This window comes from Rhodoglobus sp. GW821-FHT12B09 (assembly GCF_058809925.1).
The window spans coordinates 741,056-764,870 of record NZ_JBXATB010000001.1; the positions used below are offsets into that span (position 1 = coordinate 741,056).

General features: G+C 67.9%; 19 protein-coding genes. 13 read left to right on the forward strand and 6 right to left on the reverse strand.

Features of this window, described 5'->3' with window-relative positions:
- Nucleotides 1-18 precede the first annotated feature (18 nt).
- The 11 genes from uvrB (at nucleotide 19) to AC1RTC_RS03760 (ending at nucleotide 13,507) form a co-directional block, all read left to right on the forward strand.
- Nucleotides 19-2,109, forward strand: coding sequence for an excinuclease ABC subunit UvrB (gene uvrB / locus AC1RTC_RS03710; RefSeq protein ID WP_493154103.1), 2,091 nt, complete (start codon nucleotides 19-21; stop codon nucleotides 2,107-2,109).
- Nucleotides 2,110-2,292: 183 nt separating this feature from the next.
- A complete protein-coding gene (uvrA, locus tag AC1RTC_RS03715; protein ID WP_493154279.1) occupies nucleotides 2,293-5,175 on the forward strand; it encodes an excinuclease ABC subunit UvrA in 2,883 nt (960 codons plus the stop codon).
- Nucleotides 5,175-7,055 carry an excinuclease ABC subunit UvrC gene (gene uvrC / locus AC1RTC_RS03720; protein ID WP_493154104.1) on the forward strand — a complete coding sequence of 627 codons (1,881 nt, stop codon included), beginning with the start codon at nucleotides 5,175-5,177 and terminating at the stop codon, nucleotides 7,053-7,055. The genes uvrA and uvrC overlap by 1 nt, the downstream gene beginning before the upstream one ends.
- Nucleotides 7,056-7,082: 27 nt before the next feature.
- Nucleotides 7,083-7,958: an RNase adapter RapZ gene (gene rapZ, locus AC1RTC_RS03725; protein ID WP_493154105.1), complete on the forward strand. Its 876-nt coding sequence runs from the start codon at nucleotides 7,083-7,085 to the stop codon at nucleotides 7,956-7,958.
- Between the two features lie 22 nt (nucleotides 7,959-7,980).
- Nucleotides 7,981-8,958 (forward strand): DNA-binding protein WhiA, encoded by a 978-nt coding sequence (gene whiA / locus AC1RTC_RS03730; RefSeq protein WP_493154106.1) that lies wholly within the window; start codon nucleotides 7,981-7,983, stop codon nucleotides 8,956-8,958.
- 103 nt (nucleotides 8,959-9,061) lie between these two features.
- The gene (locus AC1RTC_RS03735; RefSeq protein ID WP_493154107.1) at nucleotides 9,062-9,688 is read left to right on the forward strand and encodes a superoxide dismutase; all 627 of its coding nucleotides are present in this window, start codon (nucleotides 9,062-9,064) and stop codon (nucleotides 9,686-9,688) included.
- 115 nt (nucleotides 9,689-9,803) lie between these two features.
- The gene (gene gap / locus AC1RTC_RS03740; protein WP_493154108.1) at nucleotides 9,804-10,811 is read left to right on the forward strand and encodes a type I glyceraldehyde-3-phosphate dehydrogenase; all 1,008 of its coding nucleotides are present in this window, start codon (nucleotides 9,804-9,806) and stop codon (nucleotides 10,809-10,811) included.
- A gap of 8 nt (nucleotides 10,812-10,819) precedes the next feature.
- On the forward strand, nucleotides 10,820-12,034 hold the full coding sequence (locus AC1RTC_RS03745) for a phosphoglycerate kinase (protein ID WP_493154109.1): 1,215 nt from the start codon (nucleotides 10,820-10,822) through the stop codon (nucleotides 12,032-12,034).
- The gene (gene tpiA, locus AC1RTC_RS03750) at nucleotides 12,025-12,819 is read left to right on the forward strand and encodes a triose-phosphate isomerase (protein ID WP_493154110.1); all 795 of its coding nucleotides are present in this window, start codon (nucleotides 12,025-12,027) and stop codon (nucleotides 12,817-12,819) included. Before AC1RTC_RS03745 ends, tpiA begins: the two co-directional genes overlap by 10 nt.
- A gap of 46 nt (nucleotides 12,820-12,865) precedes the next feature.
- Complete coding sequence (gene secG, locus AC1RTC_RS03755) at nucleotides 12,866-13,114, forward strand: preprotein translocase subunit SecG (protein WP_493154280.1); 249 nt, start codon at nucleotides 12,866-12,868, stop codon at nucleotides 13,112-13,114.
- A 33-nt stretch (nucleotides 13,115-13,147) separates the two neighbouring features.
- Nucleotides 13,148-13,507, forward strand: coding sequence for an RNA polymerase-binding protein RbpA (locus AC1RTC_RS03760; protein ID WP_493154111.1), 360 nt, complete (start codon nucleotides 13,148-13,150; stop codon nucleotides 13,505-13,507).
- A 4-nt stretch (nucleotides 13,508-13,511) separates the two neighbouring features.
- Here the strand turns inward: AC1RTC_RS03760 and pgl are convergent, their stop codons facing one another.
- From pgl to tkt, 6 genes are read right to left on the reverse strand one after another with little or no spacing between them, the layout of a single operon-like run.
- Complete coding sequence (gene pgl, locus AC1RTC_RS03765) at nucleotides 13,512-14,306, reverse strand: 6-phosphogluconolactonase (protein WP_493154112.1); 795 nt, start codon at nucleotides 14,304-14,306, stop codon at nucleotides 13,512-13,514.
- Between the two features lie 7 nt (nucleotides 14,307-14,313).
- Nucleotides 14,314-15,300: a glucose-6-phosphate dehydrogenase assembly protein OpcA gene (locus tag AC1RTC_RS03770; protein ID WP_493154113.1), complete on the reverse strand. Its 987-nt coding sequence runs from the start codon at nucleotides 15,298-15,300 to the stop codon at nucleotides 14,314-14,316.
- The gene (zwf, locus tag AC1RTC_RS03775; RefSeq protein WP_493154114.1) at nucleotides 15,297-16,838 is read right to left on the reverse strand and encodes a glucose-6-phosphate dehydrogenase; all 1,542 of its coding nucleotides are present in this window, start codon (nucleotides 16,836-16,838) and stop codon (nucleotides 15,297-15,299) included. The genes AC1RTC_RS03770 and zwf overlap by 4 nt, the downstream gene beginning before the upstream one ends.
- Nucleotides 16,839-16,865: 27 nt before the next feature.
- A complete protein-coding gene (locus tag AC1RTC_RS03780) occupies nucleotides 16,866-18,452 on the reverse strand; it encodes a glucose-6-phosphate isomerase (RefSeq protein ID WP_493154115.1) in 1,587 nt (528 codons plus the stop codon).
- Nucleotides 18,449-19,555: a transaldolase gene (gene tal / locus AC1RTC_RS03785; RefSeq protein WP_493154116.1), complete on the reverse strand. Its 1,107-nt coding sequence runs from the start codon at nucleotides 19,553-19,555 to the stop codon at nucleotides 18,449-18,451. The genes AC1RTC_RS03780 and tal overlap by 4 nt, the downstream gene beginning before the upstream one ends.
- Before the next feature lie 26 nt (nucleotides 19,556-19,581).
- A complete protein-coding gene (tkt, locus tag AC1RTC_RS03790; RefSeq protein WP_493154117.1) occupies nucleotides 19,582-21,675 on the reverse strand; it encodes a transketolase in 2,094 nt (697 codons plus the stop codon).
- 197 nt (nucleotides 21,676-21,872) lie between these two features.
- On the opposite strand from tkt, the gene AC1RTC_RS03795 reads away from it, so the two are divergent.
- Together AC1RTC_RS03795 and AC1RTC_RS03800 are read left to right on the forward strand one after the other, a co-directional pair.
- A complete protein-coding gene (locus AC1RTC_RS03795) occupies nucleotides 21,873-22,793 on the forward strand; it encodes a heme o synthase (RefSeq protein ID WP_493154118.1) in 921 nt (306 codons plus the stop codon).
- Nucleotides 22,794-23,747, forward strand: coding sequence for a COX15/CtaA family protein (locus AC1RTC_RS03800; protein WP_493154119.1), 954 nt, complete (start codon nucleotides 22,794-22,796; stop codon nucleotides 23,745-23,747). It begins immediately after the preceding gene.
- The last annotated feature ends 68 nt before the right edge of the window (nucleotides 23,748-23,815 follow it).

Consider the following 23,815-nt stretch of genomic DNA (forward strand, 5'->3'; position numbering starts at 1 on the left):
CCTGCCTATGCTGAATGCATGGAGCCCACCCGAGCCGTTCGGCCGTTCAAGGTCGTCAGCGAGTACATGCCGAGCGGCGACCAGCCGGCCGCGATCGCCGAGCTCGCCCAGCGCATCAACGCGGGGGAGACGGACGTCGTGCTGCTGGGTGCTACCGGTACCGGAAAGTCCGCGACGACAGCCTGGCTGATCGAGCAGGTGCAGCGCCCGACCCTCGTGCTCTCGCACAACAAGACCCTCGCGGCGCAGCTCGCCAACGAGTTCCGCGACCTGATGCCCGACAACGCGGTCGAGTACTTCGTGTCGTACTACGACTACTACCAGCCCGAGGCGTACATCCCGCAGACGGACACCTTCATCGAGAAGGACTCCTCGATCAACGCCGAGGTGGAGCGCTTGCGCCACTCCACGACGAACTCCCTGCTGAGCCGCCGCGACACGGTCGTGGTGTCCACCGTCTCCTGCATCTACGGCCTCGGCGCGGCCGAGTCCTACCTCGACGCGATGATCGCGCTCCAGGTCGGCATGCGGATCGACCGGGAGACGCTCATCCGGAAGTTCGTCTCGATGCAGTACCAGCGCAACGACTACGACTTCTCGCGCGGCACCTTCCGGGTGCGCGGCGACACCATCGAGATCATCCCGGTGTACGAGGAGCTCGCGATCCGCATCGAGATGTTCGGCGACGAGATCGAGCACATCTACGCGCTGCACCCGCTCACCGGTGACGTGGTGAAGACGATGGACGCCGTCTCGGTGTTCCCGGGAACCCACTACGCCGCGAGCCCCCAGACGATCCAGCGCGCCATCGTCTCCATTCAGGAGGAGCTGGCCGAGCGCCTCCAGGAGCTCGAGCGGCAGGGCAAGCTGCTGGAGGCCCAGCGGCTCCGGATGCGCACGACGTTCGACATCGAGATGATGGAGCAGATCGGCTTCTGCAACGGCATCGAGAACTACTCCCGCCACATGGACGGCCGTCAGCCCGGCGAGGCTCCCAGTTGCCTGCTCGACTACTTCCCCGAAGACTTCCTCGTCGTGATCGACGAGTCGCACGTGACCGTCCCGCAGATCGGTGCGATGTACGAGGGGGATGCCTCGCGCAAGCGCACCCTCGTCGAGCACGGGTTCCGCCTTCCGAGCGCCCTGGACAACCGGCCGCTCCGCTGGGAGGAGTTCCTCGCCCGAGTCGGGCAGAAGGTCTACCTCTCCGCCACCCCCGGCAAGTACGAGCTCGGGATCACCGACTCGATAGTCGAGCAGGTCATCCGGCCCACCGGCCTGGTCGACCCCGCGATCATCGTCAAGCCGTCGAAGGGGCAGATCGACGACCTCCTGGAGCAGATCCGCCTCCGCGTGGAGAAGAACGAGCGCGTGCTCGTCACCACCCTCACGAAGAAGATGGCGGAAGAGCTCACGGAGTTCCTCGGCGAGCACGGTGTGCGCGTGCGGTACCTCCACTCGGACGTGGACACGCTACGCCGCGTGGAGCTCCTCACGGAGCTGCGGCAGGGCGTCTACGACGTGCTCGTGGGCATCAACCTCCTGCGCGAGGGCCTCGACCTGCCGGAGGTCTCCCTCGTGGCGATCCTCGACGCCGACAAGGAGGGGTTCCTGCGCTCGGGCACCTCCCTGATCCAGACCATCGGCCGTGCGGCGCGCAACGTGTCGGGCGAGGTCCACATGTACGCGGACGTCATGACCGACTCGATGGCCAAGGCCATCGAGGAGACCGACCGCCGTCGCGACAAGCAGATCGCGTACAACAAGGAGCGCGGCATCGACCCGCAGCCGCTGCGCAAGAAGATCGCGGACATCACCGACCAGATCATGCGCGAGGCCGGCGACACCGCAGAGCTGCTCAGTGGCAAGAACGACGCGAGTCGCAAGCGCGCGCCCACGCCCAACCTCAAGCGCGAGGGCGTCCGCAGCCGTGAGGGGCTCGCGGCGCAGGGCGGCAACGACCTCGAGAAGATCGTGGCCGACCTCACCGAGCAGATGCTCGCGGCCGCGGCCGAGCTCAAGTTCGAGCTCGCGGGCCGCCTGCGTGACGAAGTGCAGGACCTCAAGAAGGAGCTGCGGCAGATGGAGCAGGCGGGCCACCTGAAGTAGCGGTCCTCAGCACTGGGTCGTCAGCGCCGGGTTCTCCGCACCGGGTTCTCCGCACCGGGTCTCCGCACCGGGTTCTCCGCACTGGGTCTCCGCTCCGGGCGAACGGGTCCGGGCAATGTCAGTGGCTTCCATAGAATGGACAGAGTGTCGATAACCGAGATTGAAGAGCTGGACGAGGAGTCCATGTTGGCTGCGATCGAAGGAAAGTCGGCGCCCAACGGCAAGCTCACGGTGCGAGGCGCCCGCGTTCACAACCTGCGCAATGTCGACCTCGAGATCCCGCGCGATTCGCTCGTGGTGTTCACCGGGCTCTCCGGCTCGGGCAAGTCCAGCCTCGCGTTCGACACGATCTTCGCCGAGGGGCAGCGCCGCTACGTCGAGTCCCTCTCCGCGTACGCGCGGCAGTTCCTCGGCCAGGTGGACCGGCCGGATGTCGACTTCATCGAGGGACTGAGCCCCGCGGTATCCATCGACCAGAAATCCACGAACCGCAACCCGCGCTCGACGGTCGGCACGATCACCGAGATCTACGACTACATGCGCCTTCTCTGGGCTCGCATCGGCGTGCCGCACTGCCCGGTCTGCGGTGAGCGCATCGAGAAGCAGACGGTGCAGCAGATCGCCGACCAGCTGATGGAGCTCGAGACCGGCACGCGGTACCAGATCGTGAGCCCGGTCATCTCGCAGAAGAAGGGCGAGTTCGTCGACCTCTTCAAAGAGCTGGCGACCAGCGGGTACTCGCGCGCGATCGTCGACGGCGAGCAGATCCAGCTGAGCGACCCGCCCAAGCTGAAGAAGCAGTTCAAGCACGACATCTCGGTCGTGATCGACCGGCTCGTGGCGGGCGACGACATCCTCACGCGCCTCACCGACTCCCTGGAGACGGCCCTGCGCCTCACCGACGGCCTAGTGTCGATCAACTACGTTGACGAGACCGGGGATGCCGCGTGGCGCAACTTCAGCGAGAAGCTGTCGTGCCCGAACGGCCACCCGCTGCAGCTCACCGAGATCGAGCCGCGCACGTTCTCGTTCAACGCCCCCTTCGGCGCGTGCCCGGAGTGCTCCGGCCTCGGCACCCGCATGTCCGTGGACGCCGACCTGCTCATCGCCGACGAGTCGGTCAGCATCGCCGACGGTGCGATCCTCCCGTGGACCAGTCAGGGCAAGGGCCTCTTCAACTACTTCGAGAAGCTGCTCGACGGCCTCGCGCGCGACCTCGACTTCTCCCTCGACACCCCGTGGGGCGAGCTGCCCGCGAGCGTGCAGGAGGCGATCCTGCGCGGCAACAACTTCCAGGTCACGGTCAAGTGGAAGAACCGCTACGGCCGGGAGATGAAGTACTCCACCGGCTTCGAGGGCGTCATCCCGTACATGGAGCGCAAGTACCTGGAGGCGGAGACTGACGTGCAGCGCCAGCGCGTCTCCGAGTACCTCCGCGAGATCCCGTGCCCGGTGTGCGACGGCAAGCGCCTCAAGCCCGAGGTGCTCGCGGTCACCGTGCACGGCGCGAGCATCGCCGACGTGTGCGAGCTCAGCCTGGTCAAGGCGCACGAGTTCATGCAGCAGCTCGAGCTCTCCGCACGCGATGCAAAGATCGCGGCCCAGGTGCTGCGGGAGATCCGGCTTCGTCTCGAGTTCCTCATCGAGGTCGGCCTCAGCTACCTCGACCTCATGCGCGCGGCAGCCACCCTCTCGGGCGGCGAGGCGCAACGCATCCGGCTGGCGACCCAGATCGGTTCCGGCCTCACCGGAGTGCTCTACGTGCTCGACGAGCCCAGCATCGGCCTGCACCAGCGCGACAACCGGCGGCTCATCGAGACGCTCGTGAAGCTCAAGAACCTCGGCAACACGCTCATCGTCGTGGAGCACGACGAGGACACCATCCGCACCGCGGACTGGATCGTCGACATCGGCCCGGGAGCAGGGGAGCACGGCGGCGTCGTCGTGCATTCCGGCTCCTATGAGGATCTGATCGCGAACACCGCGTCGATCACGGGCGACTACCTCTCCGGCCGCAAGTCGATCGCGACGCCGAAGAAGCGCCGGCCGATCGACAAGAAGCGCCAGGTCGTCGTCGAGGGCGCGCGCGCCAACAACCTCAAGAGCGTGACCGTCGGGTTCCCGCTCGGCGTGCTCACGGCAGTCACCGGCGTGAGCGGCTCGGGCAAGTCCAGCCTCGTGAACGACATCCTGTACAAGGTGCTCGCGAACCAGCTCAACGGCGCCCGCCAGATCCCCGGCAAGCACACCCGAGTCACGGGTCTCGACGACCTCGACAAGGTCGTGCACGTCGACCAGGCGCCGATCGGCCGCACCCCGCGCTCGAACCCCGCCACCTACACCGGCGTCTTCGACAAGATCCGCACGCTCTTCTCCGAGACGGCCGACGCCAAGGCTCGCGGCTACCTTCCCGGCCGGTTCAGCTTCAACGTCAAGGGCGGTCGCTGCGAGAACTGCTCGGGCGACGGCACGATCAAGATCGAGATGAACTTCCTGCCCGACGTCTACGTCGCGTGCGAGGTCTGCGGGGGTGCGCGCTACAACCGCGAGACCCTCGCTGTGAAGTACAAGTCGAAGAACATCGCCGAAGTGCTCGACATGCCGATCAGCGAGGCCGCCGAGTTCTTCGAGGCGATCTCCAGCATCCACCGCTACCTGAAGACTCTCGAGGAGGTCGGCCTCGGCTACGTGCGCCTCGGCCAGAGCGCCACCACGCTCTCCGGCGGCGAGGCCCAGCGGGTCAAGCTCGCGACCGAGCTCCAGCGCCGCTCCATGGGCCGGAGCATCTACGTGCTCGACGAGCCCACGACCGGCCTGCACTTCGAGGATGTCCGCAAGCTCCTCATGGTGCTCAACGGCCTCGTCGACAAGGGCAACACCGTGATCGTCATCGAGCACAACCTCGACGTGATCAAGTCGGCCGACTGGCTCATCGACCTCGGCCCCGAGGGCGGCGCGGGCGGCGGCGAGGTGCTCTCGATCGGCACTCCGGAGCAGCTCGCCACGGTGGAGGGCAGCCACACGGGCGTGTTCCTCAAAGAGGTACTGGAGGGCACGCGGGTCTGATGGCGTCGACCGTTGCCTGGCGCCCGAAGGCGGGCGAGATCCCGCAGCAGGCGGGCGTGTACAGGTTCCGGGATGCCTCGTCCCGTGTGCTCTACGTCGGGAAGGCGAAGAACCTCCGCCAGAGGCTGAGCAACTACTTCGCGCCTCTGAGCACCCTCCACGACCGCACCCGGAAGATGGTGCTGACCGCGTCGTCAGTCGAGTGGACTGTCGTCGGCAACGACTTCGAGGCGCTGCAGCTGGAGTACACCTGGATCAAGGAGTTCGATCCGCCGTTCAACGTCCAGTACAAGGACGACAAGTCCTACCCGTACCTGGCGATCACCCTCGGCGACCCGGTGCCGAGAGTGCTCGTGACCCGCAACCGGAAGATCCCGAACGCGCGCTACTTCGGGCCGTACAGCCGTGCGTGGGCGATCCGCGAGACCGTCGACATCATGCTCAAGGCGTTCCCGATGCGCAGCTGCTCGGATTCCACCTACAAGCGCGCCCAGCAGACCGGCCGGCCGTGCCTCCTCGGCGATATCGGCAAGTGCGCCGCGCCGTGCGTCGGCCGGGTCACGCTGGAGGAGCACAAGTCGATCGCGCTCGACTTCGCGAGCTTCATGGGCGGCAACGACTCCCGCTACGTCACGACGATCACGAAGCGCATGAAGGACGCCTCTGCGGCCCTCGACTTCGAGTCGGCGGCCCGCTACCGCGATCAGGTGGCGGCGATGGAGACCGCCCTCGCCAAGAACGCCGTCGTGCTCGACGAGGAGGTGGACGCCGACCTGTTCGGCATCGCCCACGACGAGCTCGCGGCCGCCGTGCAGCAGTTCATCGTCCGTGGCGGACGCATCCGCGGCGTGCGCAGCTGGGTGGTCGACAAGGAGCTCGACCTTGAGCTGGCAGAGCTCGTCGAGTCGGTGCTCCAGAACGCCTATGAGGATGCGACCCCGCCCCGAGACGTGTTCGTCCCCGCGCTCCCCGAGGACGCGCCCGCGCTCGAGCGCTGGCTGGGGGAGCTGCGCGGCCCCGGCTCGCGGGTGAAGCTCGGGGTGGCGAAGCGCGGCGACAAGGCGGCACTCGCCCTCACGGTCGCGCAGAACGCGCAGAACGCCCTCATCCTGTACAAGACCCGCCGCAGCGGCGACTTCGTGGCCCGCTCCCAGGCTCTGGCCGACATCCAGGAGGCGCTCGGCATGGACGAGGCGCCCCTGCGCATGGAGTGCTACGACGTCTCTCACCTGAGCGGGACCAACATCGTCGCGTCGATGGTCGTCTTTGAAGACGGTCTGCCCCGCAAAGACCAGTACCGCCGCTTCAGCATCCCCGAGTCGACCGACGACACCGAGTCGATCCACCAGGTGCTCACGCGGCGGCTCGCGTACCTCAAGGAGGAGCCGGCACTCGCGGCCGTTGTCGACGACCCGGGCCAGGCCGAGGAGAAGCGCCGGAAGAAGTTCGCGTACCCGCCGCAACTGCTGATCGTCGACGGCGGCCAGCCTCAGGTCGCCGCGGCGAAACGGGCGCTCGTCGAGGCCGGCATCACGGGCATCCAGCTCGCCGGCATCGCGAAGCGGCTCGAGGAGATCTGGCTTCCCGACTCCGACTACCCCGTGATCCTGCCGCGCAACAGTGACGCGCTGTTCCTCATCCAGCGCATCCGCGACGAGGCGCACCGCTTCGCGATCAGCTACCAGCGGCAGAAGCGCAAGAACGACATCCAGTCGGTGCTGGGCGAGATACCGGGGCTCGGGCCGTCGCGCGTTCGCGAGCTGCTGAAGCACTTCGGGTCCGTCGCGCGGCTCAAGAGCGCCGATGCCGCCGCCATCTCCGAGGTGCGGGGGATCGGCCCGCAACTGGCGCAGGTCGTCGTCGAACGACTCCGGCAGTAGCCCGTCGGCGGGTAGTCTGGTTCCACAATGCCCCCCGAGAGTCCACAGCAGGAGATGCTCATCGTCACCGGCATGTCCGGTGCCGGTCGATCTACCGTGGGCAACGCTCTCGAGGACCTCGGGTGGTACGTCGTCGACAACCTGCCGCCCCAGATGCTCAAGCCCCTCGTGGAGCTCGCGCAGCACGCCGGCAACTCCCTGCCGCGGATCGCCGCCGTGGTCGATGTGCGCGGCGGCGCGATGTTCCAGGACGTGCGCAGCAGCATCGACGCGCTCCGCGATTCCATCGTGCTCAGACTGCTGTTCCTCGAGGCGACGGATGCGACGCTCGTGCGCAGGTTCGAGAACGTCCGGCGCCCGCATCCGCTCCAGGGCAACGGCACGACCCTTGACGGCATCGTGGCGGAGCGCGAGCGGCTCGCCGAGATCCGCGCCGCTGCGGACATCGTGATCGACACCTCCGACCTCAACATCCACCAGCTCGCGACCGATATCCGCGAGGAGTTCTCCACGGACGACGACGCGGGCCTGCGGGTGACCATCGAGAGCTTCGGATACAAGTACGGCCTTCCCGCCGACGCCGATATCGTGGCGGACTGCCGCTTCCTCCCGAACCCGTTCTGGATCCCGGAGCTCAAGGCCCTCAACGGCCTCGATGAGTCCGTGCGCGAGTTCGTCCTCTCCCGCGAGGGCGCGGCGGAGTTCGTCGATGACTACGCCCGCGCGATGGAGCCGGTGTTCGCCGGCTTCCAGCGCGAGAACAAGCGACACGCTACGATCGCCATTGGCTGCACTGGGGGAAAGCACCGGTCTGTCGCGATTGCCGAAGAGCTCGCGACCAGGCTCAGCAGCCTGCCCGGAGTGGTCGTGAGCGTCATGCACCGCGACCTCGGGCGCGAATAACAACACAGAAGGAGGACCGCGCGTGGCACTTACCGCCGAGGTCAAAGACGAGCTGACAGGCATCCTGTCGGGCAAGACGACCATCCGCGCGGCGGAGCTCGCAACGATCCTGCGCTTCTCGGGCGGGCTGCACGTCATCTCGGGCCGTATCGCCGTCGAGTCCGAGGTCGACACCGAGGCCCTTGCGCGCCGGGTCCGAAAGGACATCGCGGAGCTCTACGGCGTGCGCGCCGACGTCTCCGTCATCTCGGCGTCGGGCACCCGACGAACGAGCCACTACCTGGTGCGAGTCCTCGACGGCGGCGAGACTCTCGCCCGTCAGACCGGGCTGCTGGATGCGCGCCGCCGCCCGATCCGCGGACTTCCGAACCGTCTCACCACGGGCAGCCGCGAGGAGCTGGCCGCCGTCTGGCGCGGAGCGTTCCTCGCCGCGGGCACGCTCACCGACCCGGGCCGCTCCGCGGCCCTCGAGGTCACCTGCCCCGGCAACGAAGCCGCCATGGCGCTCGTGGGCGCTGCGGGCCGGCTCAAGATCGCCGCGAAGGCGCGCGAGGTTCGCGGCGTGCACCGCGTCGTGGTGCGAGACGGCGAGGCGATCGGCGCCATGCTCGTGCTCATGGGCGCCGAGCGCAGCGTGGAGGCGTGGAACGAGATGCGCCAGCGCCGCGAGGTGCGAGCCACCGCCAACCGGCTCGTGAACTTCGACGACGCGAACCTCCGCCGCTCGGCGCAGGCGGCGGTGGCGGCGTGCGCCAGGGTCGAGCGCGCGCTCGAGATCCTCGAGGGCGACGTGCCGAAGCACCTGCAGTACGCGGGAGAGCTGCGCCTTCGCTTCCGCGACTCCAGCCTCGACGAGCTCGGCCACCACGCTGACCCGCCCATGACGAAGGACGCGGTCGCCGGCCGCATCCGCCGCCTCCTGGCGATGGCCGACAAGCGGGCCTCCGACCTCGGCATCCCGGGCACGGACGCGAATCTCCCGCCCGACCTCGACGAGTAGGGGAAGCATCCGGGAGACCCTCTGGTTGTCGTGAGTAGACTGGAAAAGTCACCCCGGCTCGGCCTGAGAGTCGTGTTCTGGGGCCTATTTGCTAGGAGAAACGATGGCTGAATACACCCTCCCCGAACTCGCCTACGACTACTCGGCCCTCGCGCCGAGCATCAGCGGCCAGATCATGGAGCTTCACCACAGCAAGCACCACCAGGCGTACGTGACGGGGGCCAACGCGGCACTCGCCGGTCTCGCCGAGGCGCGTGACAAGGGCGATCTCGCCAACGTCAACAAGCTCGAGAAAGACCTGTCGTTCAACCTCGGCGGCCACGTCAACCACTCGATCTTCTGGACCAACCTCTCGCCCGACGGCGGCGACAAGCCCACCGGCGACCTCGCCAGCGCGATCGACGACCACTTCGGCTCGTTCGACAAGTTCACGGCCCACTTCACTGCCGTGGCGATGGGCGTGCAGGGCTCGGGCTGGGCTGTCCTGGCGTGGGACTCGATCGGCGAGAACCTGATCATCGTGCAGTTCTTCGACCAGCAGGGCAATCTGCCCGCCGGCATCGTGCCGCTCCTCATGCTCGACGTGTGGGAGCACGCGTACTACCTCGACTACAAGAACGTGCGCGCCGACTACGTCAAGGCGTTCTGGAACATTGCCAACTGGGGCAACGTGCAGGCGCGCTTCGACGCAGCGCGCGAGAAGACGAACGGGCTGCTGCTACTCTCATAACGGCGTCGTGGCCGGGGTGCAGTGCTCGTGAGAGCCGCCCCGGCCACACTTCGTACCACCCCACCACCACAAAGAGCAGTGAGCGTCTTGCGACGCACGAACAACTGGAGCGCAAGTGACCGTCAAGATCGGTATCAACGGATTCGGCCGCATCGGCCGTAACTTCTTCAGGGCGGCACTCGCCAAGGGAAGCGACCTCGAGATCGTCGCCGTCAACGACCTCGACAACCCCGCGGCCCTCGCGCACCTCCTCCAGTACGACACGGTCGGCGGCCGTCTCGACGCCACCATCGAGGTCAACGGCGACACCATCATCGTCAACGGCAAGCCGATCAAGGTCCTGGCCGAGCGCGACCCCGCGCTCCTTCCCTGGGGCGAGCTCGGCGTCGACATCGTCATCGAGTCGACAGGTCGCTTCACCAAGTCCGAGGATGCGCGCAAGCACATCACCGCGGGCGCCAAGAAGGTCATCGTCTCCGCTCCCGCCACGGGCTCGGACGTCGCGACGCTCGTGCTCGGCGTGAACGAGGAGACCTACGACGCCGCGGTCCACGACATCATCTCGAACGCCTCCTGCACCACGAACTGCCTCGCGCCGCTCGCCAAGGTGTTCATGGAGAGCTTCGGCATCGAGCGCGGTCTCATGACCACGGTCCACGCCTACACGGCCGACCAGAACCTGCAGGACGGCCCGCACAGCGACCTCCGCCGCGCCCGCGCCGCCGCCGCCAACATCATCCCCACCTCCACCGGTGCGGCCAAGGCCCTCGGCCTGGTCATCCCGGAGCTCGTCGGCAAGCTCGACGGCTACGCCCTCCGGGTGCCCGTGATCACCGGCTCGATCACCGACCTCACGGTCACGGCGTCGCGCCCGGTCACCGTCGAGGAGGTCAACGCCGCCTACAAGGCCGCCGCCGAGGGCCCCCTCAAGGGCATCCTCAAGTACACCGAGGACGAGATCGTCTCGAGCGACATCGTGGGCGACCCGCACTCCTCGATCTTCGACGCCGGCCTCACCAAGGTGATCGGCGACCAGGTCAAGGTTGCCTCGTGGTACGACAACGAGTGGGGATACTCCAACCGCCTCGTCGACATCACCGAGTACGTCGGCGCGAAGCTGTAACCGGCACCATGAGCCTCCGCACCCTCGAGTCACTCGGTGACCTGCGGGGCAAGCGGGTCGTAGTGCGCTGTGATCTGAACGTTCCCCTGAAGAACGGCCAGATCACGGACGACGGGCGCGTGCGCGCCTCGTTGCCGACCCTCAACGCCCTCATCCACGCCGGCGCGCGCGTCGTCGTGATCTCGCACCTCGGCCGCCCCGACGGGGAGCCCGACGCCAAGTACAGTCTCGAGCCGGTCGCTCAGCGGCTCTCCGAGCTTCTGGGCAAGCCCGTGGTCTTCGCCAAGGACACCGTGGGCTCGGCCGCGCAGGAGGCCGTGGACGGCCTGCAGGACGGCGATGTCGCGCTGCTCGAGAACCTCCGGTTCAACGCGCACGAGACCACGAAGGACGACAGCGACCGCAAGGACTTCGCGAAGAAGCTCGCGAAGTTCGGCGATGCCTTCGTCTCCGACGGGTTCGGCGTGGTGCACCGCAAGCAGGCGAGCGTCTACGAGCTCGCGGAGGAGCTTCCGAGCGCCGCGGGCCTGCTGATCCAGCAGGAGCTCGAGGTGCTCGAGCGTCTCACGGTCACGCCGGAGAAGCCCTACACGGTCGTGCTGGGCGGCTCGAAGGTGTCGGACAAGCTGAGCGTCATCGACGCGCTGCTGCCGAAGGTCGACTCGCTGCTCATCGGCGGCGGGATGCTCTTCACCTTCCTCTACGCGCTCGGCCACAAGGTGGGCGCGAGCCTGCTCGAGGCCGACCAGGTGGACGTCGTCAAGGGCTACCTCGAGAAGGCGAAAGAGTTGGGCGTGCAGATCGTGCTGCCCACCGACATCGTCGTCGCGTCGAAGTTCGGCGGCGACGCCGAGCACGTCGTGACCCCCGCGGACACGATCGAGGAGAGCCCGTTCGGCGCCTCGGGCCTCGGGCTCGACATCGGTCCCGAGACCTCGGCAGCGTTCGCCGCGGTGATCGCAGACTCGAAGACCGTGTTCTGGAACGGCCCCATGGGCGTGTTCGAGCTCGCGCCCTTCGCCGCGGGCACCCGGGCCGTGGCATCCGCCCTCTCCACATTCGACGGGTTCGGGGTGGTGGGCGGAGGCGACTCCGCGGCCGCAGTCCGCGAGCTCGGATTCAAGGACGACCAGTTCGGCCACATTTCTACCGGTGGGGGTGCCAGCCTCGAGTTCCTCGAGGGCAAGCGCCTCCCGGGCCTGGAGGTACTCGGATGGCAGTAAAGCGCGTCCCGCTCATCGCGGGCAACTGGAAGATGAACCTCGACCACCTGCAGGCGATCGCCACCGTGCAGAAGCTCGCGTGGACGCTCAAGGACGCCAAGCACGAGTTCGGCGTGGGCGGCGCGGAGGTCGCAGTGTTCCCGCCGTTCACCGACCTGCGCTCCGTGCAGACGCTCATCTCGGCCGACAAGCTCGAGATCGTCTTCGGGGGCCAGGATGTCTCGGAGCACGACTCCGGCGCCTACACCGGCGAGATCTCCGGGGCGTTCCTCAAGGCCCTCGATGCGACGTACGTCATCATCGGCCACTCGGAGCGGCGCCAGTACCACGGCGAGACGGACGAGCTCCTCGGCCGCAAGGTAGCCGCTGCGCTCAAGCACGGGCTCGTCCCGGTGCTGTGCGTGGGGGAGACCGCGGAGGACCTCGAGAAGCACGGCCCGAGCGCCGTCCCCGTCGCCCAGCTGAAGGCCGCCCTCGAGGGCATCTCGGGCACGCCCGACCTCGTCGTGGCGTATGAGCCGGTCTGGGCGATCGGCTCGGGCCAGGCGGCGACCCCCGAGCAGGCCGAGCAGGTGGCCGCGAAGCTGCGCGAGACCCTCGCCGAGCTGCTGGGCGCTGAGGTCGCGGAGGCCACGCGCATCCTGTACGGCGGTTCCGTCAAGTCGGGCAACATCGCCGCGTTCATGCGCGAGCCCAACGTGGATGGCGCCCTCGTGGGCGGCGCCAGCCTCGACGTCGCCGAATTCGCGAGCATTGCACGCTTCCAGAAGCACGTAGGAACGTGACCCCGTCAGTTACACTTACTGAGGCTTTCGAAAGGTTCTCTTCGTGATTCAAATTCTCCAGGTCGTGCTGCAGGTCATCCTCGGTATCACGAGCCTCCTGCTGACCCTCCTGATCCTCCTGCACCGTGGGCGCGGTGGCGGCCTCTCCGACATGTTCGGCGGCGGCGTCACCTCCAACCTCGGCGCTTCGGGCGTCGCGGAGCGGAACCTCAACCGCATCACGGTCATCCTCGGGGTCGTCTGGATCAGCTGCATCGTGGTCCTCGGCCTCATCACCAAGTTCGACGGCGCGTAGCCAACACTCACATTCACTCATTTAGGGGCAGCAGTGGCATCAGGCGGTAGTGCAATTCGCGGTTCTCGCGTAGGTGCGGGACCCATGGGCGAGCAGGACCGCGGCTTCCACGCGGACCGCATCCAGGTCTCCTACTGGGATGAGATGGGCAACGAGACGGTCCGGAACTTCGCGGCGAACCTGCCCGACGAAGAGATCCCCGAGACCATCGATTCACCGTCCACGGGCCTGCCCGCCGGTCGCGACAAGAACAACCCCCCGTCGGTCGCCAAGCTCGAGCCGTACAAGACGCACCTCGCCTACGTGAAGGAGCGCCGCAGCGAGGAAGAGGCTGCAGCTCTTCTCGAGGAGGCACTCGTGCAGCTGCGCGCCCGCCGCGGGACGACGGTCTAGCCCGCTAGTTGTCGTCCGCCCCGGTCCAGAACTGGCCGGGGGTGATGAGGTTCTCGGGAACTTCCTGCGCGGCATCCGCGTCGACGAAGAACAGGGTTTTGCGACGTCCCTCGACACCCGCTGCGGGCACCTCGTTGATGCTCGCGCCGGCAAGGGTGAGTCCGAGCGCTGACGCCTTGTCGGCCCCGGCCACCACGAGCCACACCCGCGCGGACGAGTTGATCACCGGAAGGGTGAGGCTCAGCCGCTCGGGCGGGGGCTTGGGGGAGTTGCGGACGGAGATGACCGTGAGCTCCTTCTCGCGAATCCCGCCGCGCTCGGGGAACAGCGACGCGATGTGCCCGTCGGGCCCGACGCCGAGGAACGTGATGTCGAAGTGCGGCATGCTCGCGTTGGCCGGAGTGTGGTCGGCGAGCTCTTTCGCATAGAGGGCTGCCGCGGTATCCAGCTCAATACCGGAGTCGGATGCCGCGAAGGGGTGCACCCGCGAGGGGTCGAGTGCGACGTGGTCCAGGAGCGCCGCACGGGCCTGCGTGTCGTTGCGCTCGGGATCGCCGGCCGGCAGCCAGCGCTCGTCGCCCCACCACACGTTGACCCGCGACCAGTCGATCGAGTCGCGCGCCGGGTTCACGTTCACCGCTTCGAGCACGGCGCTGCCCATGGTTCCGCCGGTGAGCACGATGGATGCCTCGTCGAACTCGTCGACCAGGTCCACAACCTTGGTGATGAAGCGTGCCGCCACTGCTGCCGCGAGGGCCGCCTTGTCGGGGTGGACGATGACCCTGCGTTCGTTGCTCATGGTGCAGCTATGCCTTTGTTCGGGCCGGGCGCTTGACCCTGCCCGGCTTCCCCAGCTTACCGACGCCGTGCACGATGACCTCGCCGAACAGGTCGTCCGGGTCGAGTCGGCGCAGCTCCTCTGCCAGGCAGTCGCGAAGACTGCGGCGGGGAAGAGAGATGTCGTGGGTCGGCTGGTTCGGCTGCACGAGCGTCGCGATGTTCGACATCGTGCGCTCGAGCTCGATGGCGCCTGACGCGCGGACGAGCTTGACGCCCTGAATGCCGCTGCTGCCGTGCGACTTGCCCGAGACGCCGAGTGTCACCGGCACCTGCAACGACTGCTGCAGCCACGCGGCGAGCAGTACCGTGGAGGGCGAGTCCGCCGTGCCGTGGACCTCGACCGCGGTCACCGGCTCGAACGGAGGCTGGTCGAGCACGGCGGCGAGCTGAGCGCGCCAGAGCGTAAGACGGGTCCAGGCGAAGTCGGTGTCGCCGGGGCGGTACGTCTCGGTGATCGTGGCCAGTGCCTTCACCGGGTTGGTGCTCGCCGCGGCATCCGTGATGCGCCGCTGGGCGATGCGGCCCACGGGGGACTGCGAGACATTGGCGGGAGCGGCGCCCGGCCACCACGCGACGACAGGTGCATCGGGGAGCAGCAGGCCCGTGACGAGGCTCTCCTGGTCGGAGGCCGCGTCGCCGTAGGCCTTCACGACGACGACCTCGCCCGCACCGGCGTCGCCGCCCACGCGGATCTGCGCGTCGACGCGGGGCTGCTCTTTCTCGCGGCTCTGCGCCTTCTTGTCGTCCTGGCCGGTGGAGACCACGATGATGCGCATCGGATGCTCGCGCGAGGCCTCGTTGGCGGCCTCGATGGCCTCCTCTTCCTCTCCCAGATGGGTAGTGATGATGAGGGTGAGGACGCGGCCGAGGGCTACAGCGCCGCCCTCTTCGCGGATCTTGACGAGCGTCTTCGAGATAGCGCTCGTCGTGGTGTTGGGAAGATCTACGATCACGGTCGTCTCCAAGTCCTGCCGTCGCGGGCCATGAGGTCGTCGGCGGATGCCGGGCCCCACGTTCCCGGACGGTACTGCTCGGGCTGCCCCTGGGTGGCCCAGTACTCCTCGATCGGGTCGAGGATCTTCCAGCTGAGCTCGACTTCCTCGTGGCGCGGGAACAGCGGCGGATCGCCGAGCAGCACGTCGAGGATGAGGCGCTCGTACGCCTCGGGGCTCGCCTCGGTGAAGGCGTGCCCGTAGCCGAAGTCCATCGTCACATCGCGCACCTGCATGCCGGCACCGGGGACCTTCGAACCGAAGCGGATCGTCACACCCTCGTCGGGCTGCACCCGGATGACCAGGGCGTTCTGGCCGAGCGCGCTCGTCTGAGACTCAGCGAACAGGTACTGCGGAGCGCGCTTGAACACGACCGCGATCTCGGTCACTCGGCGCCCGAGGCGCTTGCCGGTACGGAGGTAGAACGGCACTCCGGCCCATCGGCGCGTGCCGATGTCGAGACGGATTGCCGCGAACGTCTCGGTCGTGGACTTCGGGTTCATCCCGTCCTCGTCGAGGAAGCCGAGCACCTTCTCGCCGCCGGACCAGCCGCCCGAGTACTGGCCGCGCGCGGTGTGCTTGCCCAGGTCTTTCGGGAGGCGCACCGCGGAGAGCACCTTCTCCTTCTCTGCACGGAGGTCAGCCGCGTCGAACGAGACCGGCTCCTCCATGGCGGTGAGCGCGAGCAGCTGCAGGAGGTGGTTCTGGATGACGTCCCGCGCTGCGCCGATGCCGTCGTAGTAGCCGGCACGACCGCCGACACCGACATCCTCGGCCATCGTGATCTGCACGTGGTCGACGTAGTTGGCGTTCCAGATGGGCTCGTAGAGCTGGTTGGCGAAGCGCAGCGCCAGAATGTTCTGGACCGTCTCCTTGCCCAGGTAGTGGTCGATGCGGAAGACGCTGTCGGGCGGGAACACCGACTCGACGACCGCGTTGAGCTCGCGCGCCGTGGTCAGGTCGCTGCCGAACGGCTTCTCGATGACCACGCGGCTCCACTGGCCGTCCCGCTGCTCCGCGAGGCCGGAGTCGCGCAGGCGCTCGGTGACCTCGGGGAACGACTTCGGCGGGATCGACAGGTAGAACGCGTGGTTGCCCATGGTGCCGCGATCGCGGTCGAGCTCCTCGAGGGTCGCCTTGAGGCGGGTGAACGCGGCGGCGTCGTCGAACTCGCCCTGCACGAAGCGGATGCCCTGGGCGAGCTGCGTCCAGACATCCTCGTCGAACGGCGTGCGCGCGTACTGCTTGACCGCGTCGTGCACGACCTGGGCGAAGTCCTGGTTCTCCCACTCGCGCCGTGCGAAACCGACCAGCGCGAAGCCCGGGGGCAGCAGCCCCCGGTTCGCGAGGTCGTAGACCGCCGGCATGAGCTTCTTGCGGGACAGGTCGCCCGTCACCCCGAAGATGACCAGGGCGCTCGGCCCGGCGATGCGGTTGAGCCGGCGGTCCGAGGGATCCCGGAGCGGATTGAAATCTGCCGTGATGTCGACGGGCGACATGGTGCTCCTAGTGGTTCGTGCCCGAAGTTACTTCAGGGCGCTGATGACAACCGGCAGGGATGCCGCAGGATTCCTCAGCGTCAGGCTGAGGACGGGGCGGCCGTGGTCGGCGAGCACGCTCGCGTCACCCTCGGCCTGCGCTCGGATGAGCTGGCCGAACGTGAACGGGCGGTCGGGGATCTGCAGGTCGGCGTCCTCGTCGGTCAAGATCTGCAGGAACACGCCCACCGCGGGGCCTCCCTTGTGGAACTGGCCCGTGGAGTGCAGGAAGCGCGGTCCCCAGCCGAAGGTCACGGGGCGCTTGGCGCGCGCGGCGAGCTCGTCGCGCAGGGCGACCAGTCCGGGGTGGGCAACACGGTCGACGTAGGCCTGGATCGAGACGTAGCCGTCCTCCGGGAGCTGGGAGAGCAGCGCGAAGAGGGCGCCTTCCAGATCGGTGGCGTTCGCGACGACGCTCGGCGTGCCGCGGACCTCGATGTCGCCCACGACGAAGGCCGGCTCAGCGGGCTTCGAGGGGTTGTCGATGAGGGCGCGGGTGGCGATCTTCGCGGACTCCACGTCGGGCTGGTCGAACGGGTTGATCCCGAGGATGCGCCCGGCGACGGCCGTGGCGTACTCCCACACCAGGATCTGGCCGCCGAGGCTGCCAGCGATCTCGATCTCGCCGTCGGCCACCTCGCGGGTGTCGTCCCAGTCGCCGACAAGGCGGATGATCTGGAGGTCCGGGAGGTTCTCGCCGAGCTCGGGGGAGTCGACATCGAGGACGACCGGCAGGACGCCCTTGCCCAGCTTGCCCGTCGACTCGGCGATGAGCTGCTCAGCCCAGTCTCCGAAGCCGAGGATGTGGGTGCCGTCGGGCACAATGCCGAGCTTGCTCTTGCTGCTCATCGCCGCGCCGAGAATGAGCCCGGGGTTTGACGTGTTGTCGACCGCGAGCTCGACCATGACGGCCTCGGCCTCGTCGAGGAGCTCGTTGAGGTCGACCCCGGCGAGCCCGGACGGCACCAGGCCGAACGCGGTGAGCGCCGAGTAGCGGCCGCCCACGTTGGGGTCGGCGTTGAAGACGCGGTAGCCCGCCGTGCGGGCGGCGACGTCGAGCGGCGAGCCCGGGTCGGTCACGATGACGATGCGCTCGAGCGGGTCGATTCCCGCCGCGGTGAAGTACTGCTCGTAGATGCGCTTCTGGCTGTCGGTCTCCAGCGTCGAGCCCGACTTGGAGGAGATGACCACCGCGGTGGTTGCGAGCCGGTCGTTGACCGCTGAGAGCACCTGGCCGGGGTCGGTCGAGTCGAGCACGGTGAGCTCGACTCCGTAGGTGCGCGTGATGACCTCGGGGGCGAGCGAGGAGCCGCCCATTCCGCCGAGCACGATGTGGTTGATGCCCTCATGGCGGAACTTGTCGCGCAGCGCGTAGACGTCGTCGACCATCGGACGGCCGACGGCAACAGCCTCGACCCAGCCGAGCCGCTTGTTCGACTCCTCCTCGGCGTCGGGGCCCCAGAGGGACCCGTCGCCCGAGGTGATGCCGCTCGCGACGAGGTCGCTGACGAGCTGCGGGACGATGCGCTCCACGGCCTCAGCGGCGGCGCCGCTGACAGCGATCTTGACGCTCACTTGGCGGCTTCCAGAGCGGCGGAGACGGTGTCGAGCAGCTCGTTCCACGAGACGATGAACTTCTCCACGCCCTCCTTCTCGAGCAGCGCGGTCACCTCGTCGTACGAGATGCCGAGCGCGTCGAGCGCGTCGAGCGTGATGTTCGCGGCCTTGTAGTTGCCGGTGACCTGGTCGCCCTCGATCACACCGTGGTCGAAGGTGCCCTCGAGCGTCTTCTCCGGCATCGTGTTGACGGTCTCGCCCACGGCGAGCTCGGTGACGTAGAGGGTGTCGGGGAGCGCCGGGTCCTTCACGCCGGTCGACGCCCACAGCGGCCGCTGCTTGTTCGCACCAGCCGCGAGGAGCACCTGAGCGCGCTCGGAGGAGAACTCCTGCTCGTACACCTGGTACGCGAGGCGGGCGTTGGCCACGCCGGCCTTGCTCTTGAGCGAGAGGGCGTCGTCCGTGCCGATGGCCTCGAGGCGCTTGTCGATCTCTGTGTCGACGCGCGAGACGAAGAACGAGGCGACCGAGTGGATGCCCGACAGGTCGTGGCCCGCAGCCTTGGCCTTCTCGAGGCCGAGGAGGTAGGCGTTGATGACCGCGCGGTGGCGCTCGAGGCTGAAGATGAGCGTGACGTTGACGCTGATGCCCGCGGCGATGGTCTCCGTGATGGCCTCGAGGCCCTCGATGGTCGCGGGGATCTTGATCATCGCGTTGGGGCGGTTGACCTTCGCCCACAGCTCCTTGGCCTGCTTGATCGTCGCGGCGGCGTCGTGGGCGAAACCGGGCTCGACCTCGATCGACACGCGGCCGTCCTGGCCGTTGGTCGCGTCGTAGACGGGGCGGAAGATGTCGCTCGCGGCGGCCACGTCGTCCGTGGTGATCTCGAACACGGCCTCGGTGACGCTCTTGCCCGCCTTCGCCAGCTCGGTGACCTGCGCGTCGTACGTCGTGCCCTTGGCCAGCGCCGTGGCGAAGATCGTCGGGTTGGTCGTGACGCCGACGACGTTCCGGTCGGCGATGAGCTTCTGAAGCCCTCCCGACTGGATTCGGTCGCGGGAGAGGTCGTCGAGCCAGATGCTGACGCCCAGGGCGGACAGGTCTTCGGTGGGGGTGCTCATTGCTGTCTTCTTTCCTTGCCGAGGCCTCAGAGGGCCGCGATCGATTCTTTGGCTGCGGCCACGGCGGCCTCGGTGGTGATCCCGAACTCGCGGAACAGGGTCTTGTAGTCGGCCGAGGCACCGAAGTGCTCGATCGAGACGCTGCGGCCCGCATCGCCGACGTAGGCGCGCCAGGAGGCCGCGACACCCGCCTCGATGGAGACGCGCGCCTTGACGGCGGCGGGGAGCACGGCCTCGCGGTACGCGGCATCCTGCTCCTCGAACCACTCGAGGCTCGGTGCGGAGACGACGCGGGCGTTGATGCCCTGGCCCTTCAGCACCTCGCGGGCCTCGACGGCGATCTGCACCTCGGAGCCGGTCGCGAGGAAGATCACGTCAGGCGTGCCTCCCGGCGCCTCGGCGAGCACGTAGGCGCCCTTCGCGACTCCCTTGGCAGAGGCGAGCGTGTCGCCGGATGCCTCGCCCTCGCCGCGCTCGAACACGGGGAGGTTCTGGCGGCTGAGGGCGATGCCGGCGGGGCCGTTGCGGCGCTCGAGGATCGTCTTCCACGCCCAGGCGGTCTCGTTGGCATCGGCCGGGCGGACGACGTCCATGCCGGGGATGAGGCGCAGGGAGGCGAGCTGCTCGATCGGCTGGTGCGTCGGGCCGTCCTCGCCGAGGGCGACGGAGTCGTGCGTCCAGACGTAGATCGCCGGCGCCTTCATGAGCGCCGCGAGGCGGACCGCGGGGCGCATGTAGTCGCTGAAGATGAGGAACGTGCCGCCGAACGGGCGCGTGTTGCCGTGCAGCACGATGCCGTTGAGGATCGAGCCCATCGCGTGCTCGCGGATGCCGAAGTGCAGCACGCGGCCGGTCGGGCTCGAGGTCCACTCGTGGGTCGACCACTTCTGGGGCACGAACGATCCGCCGCCCTCAATGGTCGTCAGGTTGGACTCGGCGAGGTCGGCCGAGCCTCCCCACAGCTCGGGCATGACTCCCGCGATGGCGTTGATCACCTTGCCGGAGGCCGCCCGGGTGGAGACGTCCTTGCCCGCCTCGAACACCGGAAGGGCATCCTCGACGCCCTCGGGCAGCGCGCCGGACAGGATGCGGTCGAGCAGCGTCTTCTTCTCCGGGTTCGCCGCCGCCCAGGCGTCGAACTGCGCGTTCCACTCGTCGTGGGCGGCCTTGCCGCGCTCCAGTGCCTTGCGGGTGTGCTCGATGACCTCGGGTGCGACCTCGAAGGTCTGCTCCGGGTCGAAGCCGAGAGTGCGCTTGGTGGCAGCGAGCTCGTCGGCGCCCAAGGCGGACCCGTGGATCTTGCCGGAGTTCTGCTTGTGGGGCGCAGGCCAGCCGATGATGGTGCGCAGGATGATGAGCGACGGCTTGTCGGTCACGCCCTTCGCGGCCTCGATCGCGGCGTTGAGCTCGTGCACGTCCTCCTGGTAGACGCCGGTCTTCTTCCAGTCGACGACCTGCACATCCCAGCCGTAGGCGAGGTAGCGCGCGTGCACGTCCTCCGTGAAGGCGATGTTCGTGTCGTCCTCGATCGAGATCTGGTTCGAGTCGTAGATCGCGATGAGGTTGCCGAGCTCCTGGTGGCCGGCAAGCGACGACGCCTCGCTGGTCACGCCCTCCTGCAGGTCGCCGTCGCCGGCGATGACGTAGATGAAGTGGTCGAACGGGCTCTTGCCCGGCTCTGCCGCCGGGTCGAACAGCTCGCGCTCGTACCGGGCCGCGTAGGCGAAGCCGACCGCAGAGGCGAGGCCCTGGCCCAGCGGGCCGGTGGTGATCTCGACGCCGTCGGTGTGGCCGTACTCGGGGTGGCCCGGGGTCTTGGAGCCCCACGTGCGCAGCGCCTTCAGGTCGTCGAGCTCGAGGCCGTAGCCGCCGTAGTAGAGCTGGATGTACTGCGTGAGCGAGCTATGGCCGACCGAGAGGATGAAGCGGTCGCGCCCGATCCACTCGTTGTCGGAGGGGTCACGGCGCATGACCTTCTGGAAGAGGAGGTACGCGGCGGGAGCCAGGCTCATCGCCGTGCCCGGGTGGCCGTTTCCGACCTTCTCAACGGCGTCTGCCGCGAGGATCCGAGCTGTGTCTACTGCCTTGTCGTCAATGGGATCCCATTGGAGAGTTGCCACGGGGTCTGACCCTTCGTTCACTTGGTGGAAGTCCGCCGGTACGGATAGCTCACACCACAGCACGCGAAACACTACGCAGGGTTTCATAGGGGGAGAGCGAATCATCGGCCAGCAGGCGATTCAAGTATAGAGAACCCGGCCCTCTTACTCCCGACGGTGTACCGGGCCGCCGACGGGGTCGACATACAATCGAGACCATGGATGTCGCGATCGAGGCCCGCACCGAGCGACACCGTATCGGCTTCCGCCGCAAGGTGCTCGCCTACATCGCCCTCACTAAGCCCCGCGTGATCGAGCTGCTGCTCGTCACCACCGCGCCCGTCATGGTGCTCGCGGCGAACGGCATCCCGAATCTGTGGCTCGTGCTCGGCACCCTCGTGGGCGGCTCGCTCAGCGCGGGCTCGGCCAACGCCTTCAACTGCTACATCGACCGCGACATCGACCGCGTGATGAACCGCACGAAGAAGCGCCCCCTCGTCACGGGGGAGCTGACCGACCGCGAGGCCCTCGTCTTCGCGTGGGTGACCGGCGTGGCCTCGGTGCTGTGGCTCGGGCTGCTCATCAACTGGCTCTCGGCGGCGCTCTCGCTCGCGGCGATCCTCTTCTACGTGCTCGTCTACACGCTCGTGCTCAAGCGCCGCACCCCGCAGAACATCGTCTGGGGCGGCGCCGCGGGCTGCATGCCGGTGCTCATCGGCTGGGCCGCCGTGCAGGACTCGCTGAGCTGGGCCCCGGTCATCCTGTTCGGCATCGTCTTCCTGTGGACGCCGCCGCACTACTGGCCGCTCTCGATGAAGTACCGCGCCGACTACCAGTCGGTGAATGTGCCGATGCTCGCCGTCGTCCGGGGCCGCACGGTCGTGGGCCTGCAGGTCATCCTGTACGCGTGGGCGACGGTGGCGTGCTCGCTGTTGCTCATCCCGGTCGCGAACATGGGAATCGTCTACACGGTCGTGGCGATCCTGGCGGGCGGGTGGTTCATCGTGGAGTCGCACCTGCTCTACAACTCGGCGATCAAGCACGGCGATGTGCGGCCGATGCGCGTCTTCCACAGTTCGATCAGCTATCTGACCCTCGTGTTCATCGCTGTCGGCATCGACCCGCTGCTGCCCTTCTAGATGAAGACGCCGCTCGGTTGGGCTGCCGACCGCTGGACCCTCTCGCCGCGCGCCCTCCGCTGGGCGACGACGGCCGCGCTCATCGTGAGCATCATCATCGTCTTCACCGGGGGACTGGTCCGCGTGACCGGGTCGGGCCTCGGCTGCCCGACGTGGCCCACGTGCGACGGCACCTCGATCGCGCCGAGCGCTGAGCTCGGAATCCACGGCGTCATCGAGTTCGCCAACCGGATGCTCACGACGGTGATCGTCATCGCGGTCGGCTGGGTCATCATCGCGGCGCGACTGCAGAGCCCGCGCGTCCGCTCCGTCACCCGCCTCGCCTGGTCGCAGTTCTGGCTCGTCGTCGCGAACGCGGTAGCGGGCGGGATCACGGTGCTGGTGAAGCTCAACCCCTGGGTGGTGGCCCTGCACTTCGTGCTGGCGATCGCCCTTCTCGCCACCACCACGCTCACGTGGCACCGAGTGCACGAGAAGCGGCCGGGGCCGGCGGGCGCGGTCTCCCGAGGGACGGGGGTGCTCGCGTGGCTCCTCGTCGGCGTGACCGTGGCGCTCATCGTGTTCGGCACGATGGTCTCGGGCGCGGGGCCGCACTCCGGGGACTCTGCGGATGTGCCCCGCATGCAGCTCGACTGGACCACGTTCACGATCATCCACGGGGTACTCGGTGCGCTGGTCCTCGGCCTCGCGATCGCCCTGTTCGTGACGAACCGGGGCACGGATGCCCGGGCGCGCCTCATCCGCCGACGACTGATCGTGTTCGTGGTGGTCGTGCTCGCCCAGGGCCTCGTCGGCACCGTTCAGGCGCTCACGGGCCTGCCGGCGACGCTCGTCTCGTTCCACCTGCTCGGCGCGGCCCTGGTGTGGGTCGGAGTGCTGCGGGTGCTGCTCGACGTGCATCCCGCGCTCTTCGCCCGAGTCGGCGGAAGCAGGGAATCGGCACCTAGTTCCTGACAGATTCCTCTACGGACTGTAGAGTTAAGCGGTTCAGGAACACAGCCCAATGCCGGGGAGTCAACGTT

What these genes read in the sequence shown, in the direction of transcription:
- AC1RTC_RS03800 (WP_493154119.1), top strand. Translation starts at nt 22,794, where the DNA reads ATGAAGACGCCGCTCGGTTGGGCTGCCGACCGCTGGACCCTCTCGCCG.
- uvrB (WP_493154103.1), top strand. Translation starts at nt 19, where the DNA reads ATGGAGCCCACCCGAGCCGTTCGGCCGTTCAAGGTCGTCAGCGAGTAC.
- AC1RTC_RS03735 (WP_493154107.1), top strand. Translation starts at nt 9,062, where the DNA reads ATGGCTGAATACACCCTCCCCGAACTCGCCTACGACTACTCGGCCCTC.
- rapZ (WP_493154105.1), top strand. Translation starts at nt 7,083, where the DNA reads ATGCCCCCCGAGAGTCCACAGCAGGAGATGCTCATCGTCACCGGCATG.
- uvrC (WP_493154104.1), top strand. Translation starts at nt 5,175, where the DNA reads ATGGCGTCGACCGTTGCCTGGCGCCCGAAGGCGGGCGAGATCCCGCAG.
- zwf (WP_493154114.1), bottom strand. Translation starts at nt 16,838, where the DNA reads ATGTCGCCCGTCGACATCACGGCAGATTTCAATCCGCTCCGGGATCCC.
- tpiA (WP_493154110.1), top strand. Translation starts at nt 12,025, where the DNA reads ATGGCAGTAAAGCGCGTCCCGCTCATCGCGGGCAACTGGAAGATGAAC.
- uvrA (WP_493154279.1), top strand. Translation starts at nt 2,293, where the DNA reads ATGTTGGCTGCGATCGAAGGAAAGTCGGCGCCCAACGGCAAGCTCACG.
- AC1RTC_RS03745 (WP_493154109.1), top strand. Translation starts at nt 10,820, where the DNA reads ATGAGCCTCCGCACCCTCGAGTCACTCGGTGACCTGCGGGGCAAGCGG.
- pgl (WP_493154112.1), bottom strand. Translation starts at nt 14,306, where the DNA reads ATGAGCAACGAACGCAGGGTCATCGTCCACCCCGACAAGGCGGCCCTC.
- tal (WP_493154116.1), bottom strand. Translation starts at nt 19,555, where the DNA reads ATGAGCACCCCCACCGAAGACCTGTCCGCCCTGGGCGTCAGCATCTGG.
- AC1RTC_RS03795 (WP_493154118.1), top strand. Translation starts at nt 21,873, where the DNA reads ATGGATGTCGCGATCGAGGCCCGCACCGAGCGACACCGTATCGGCTTC.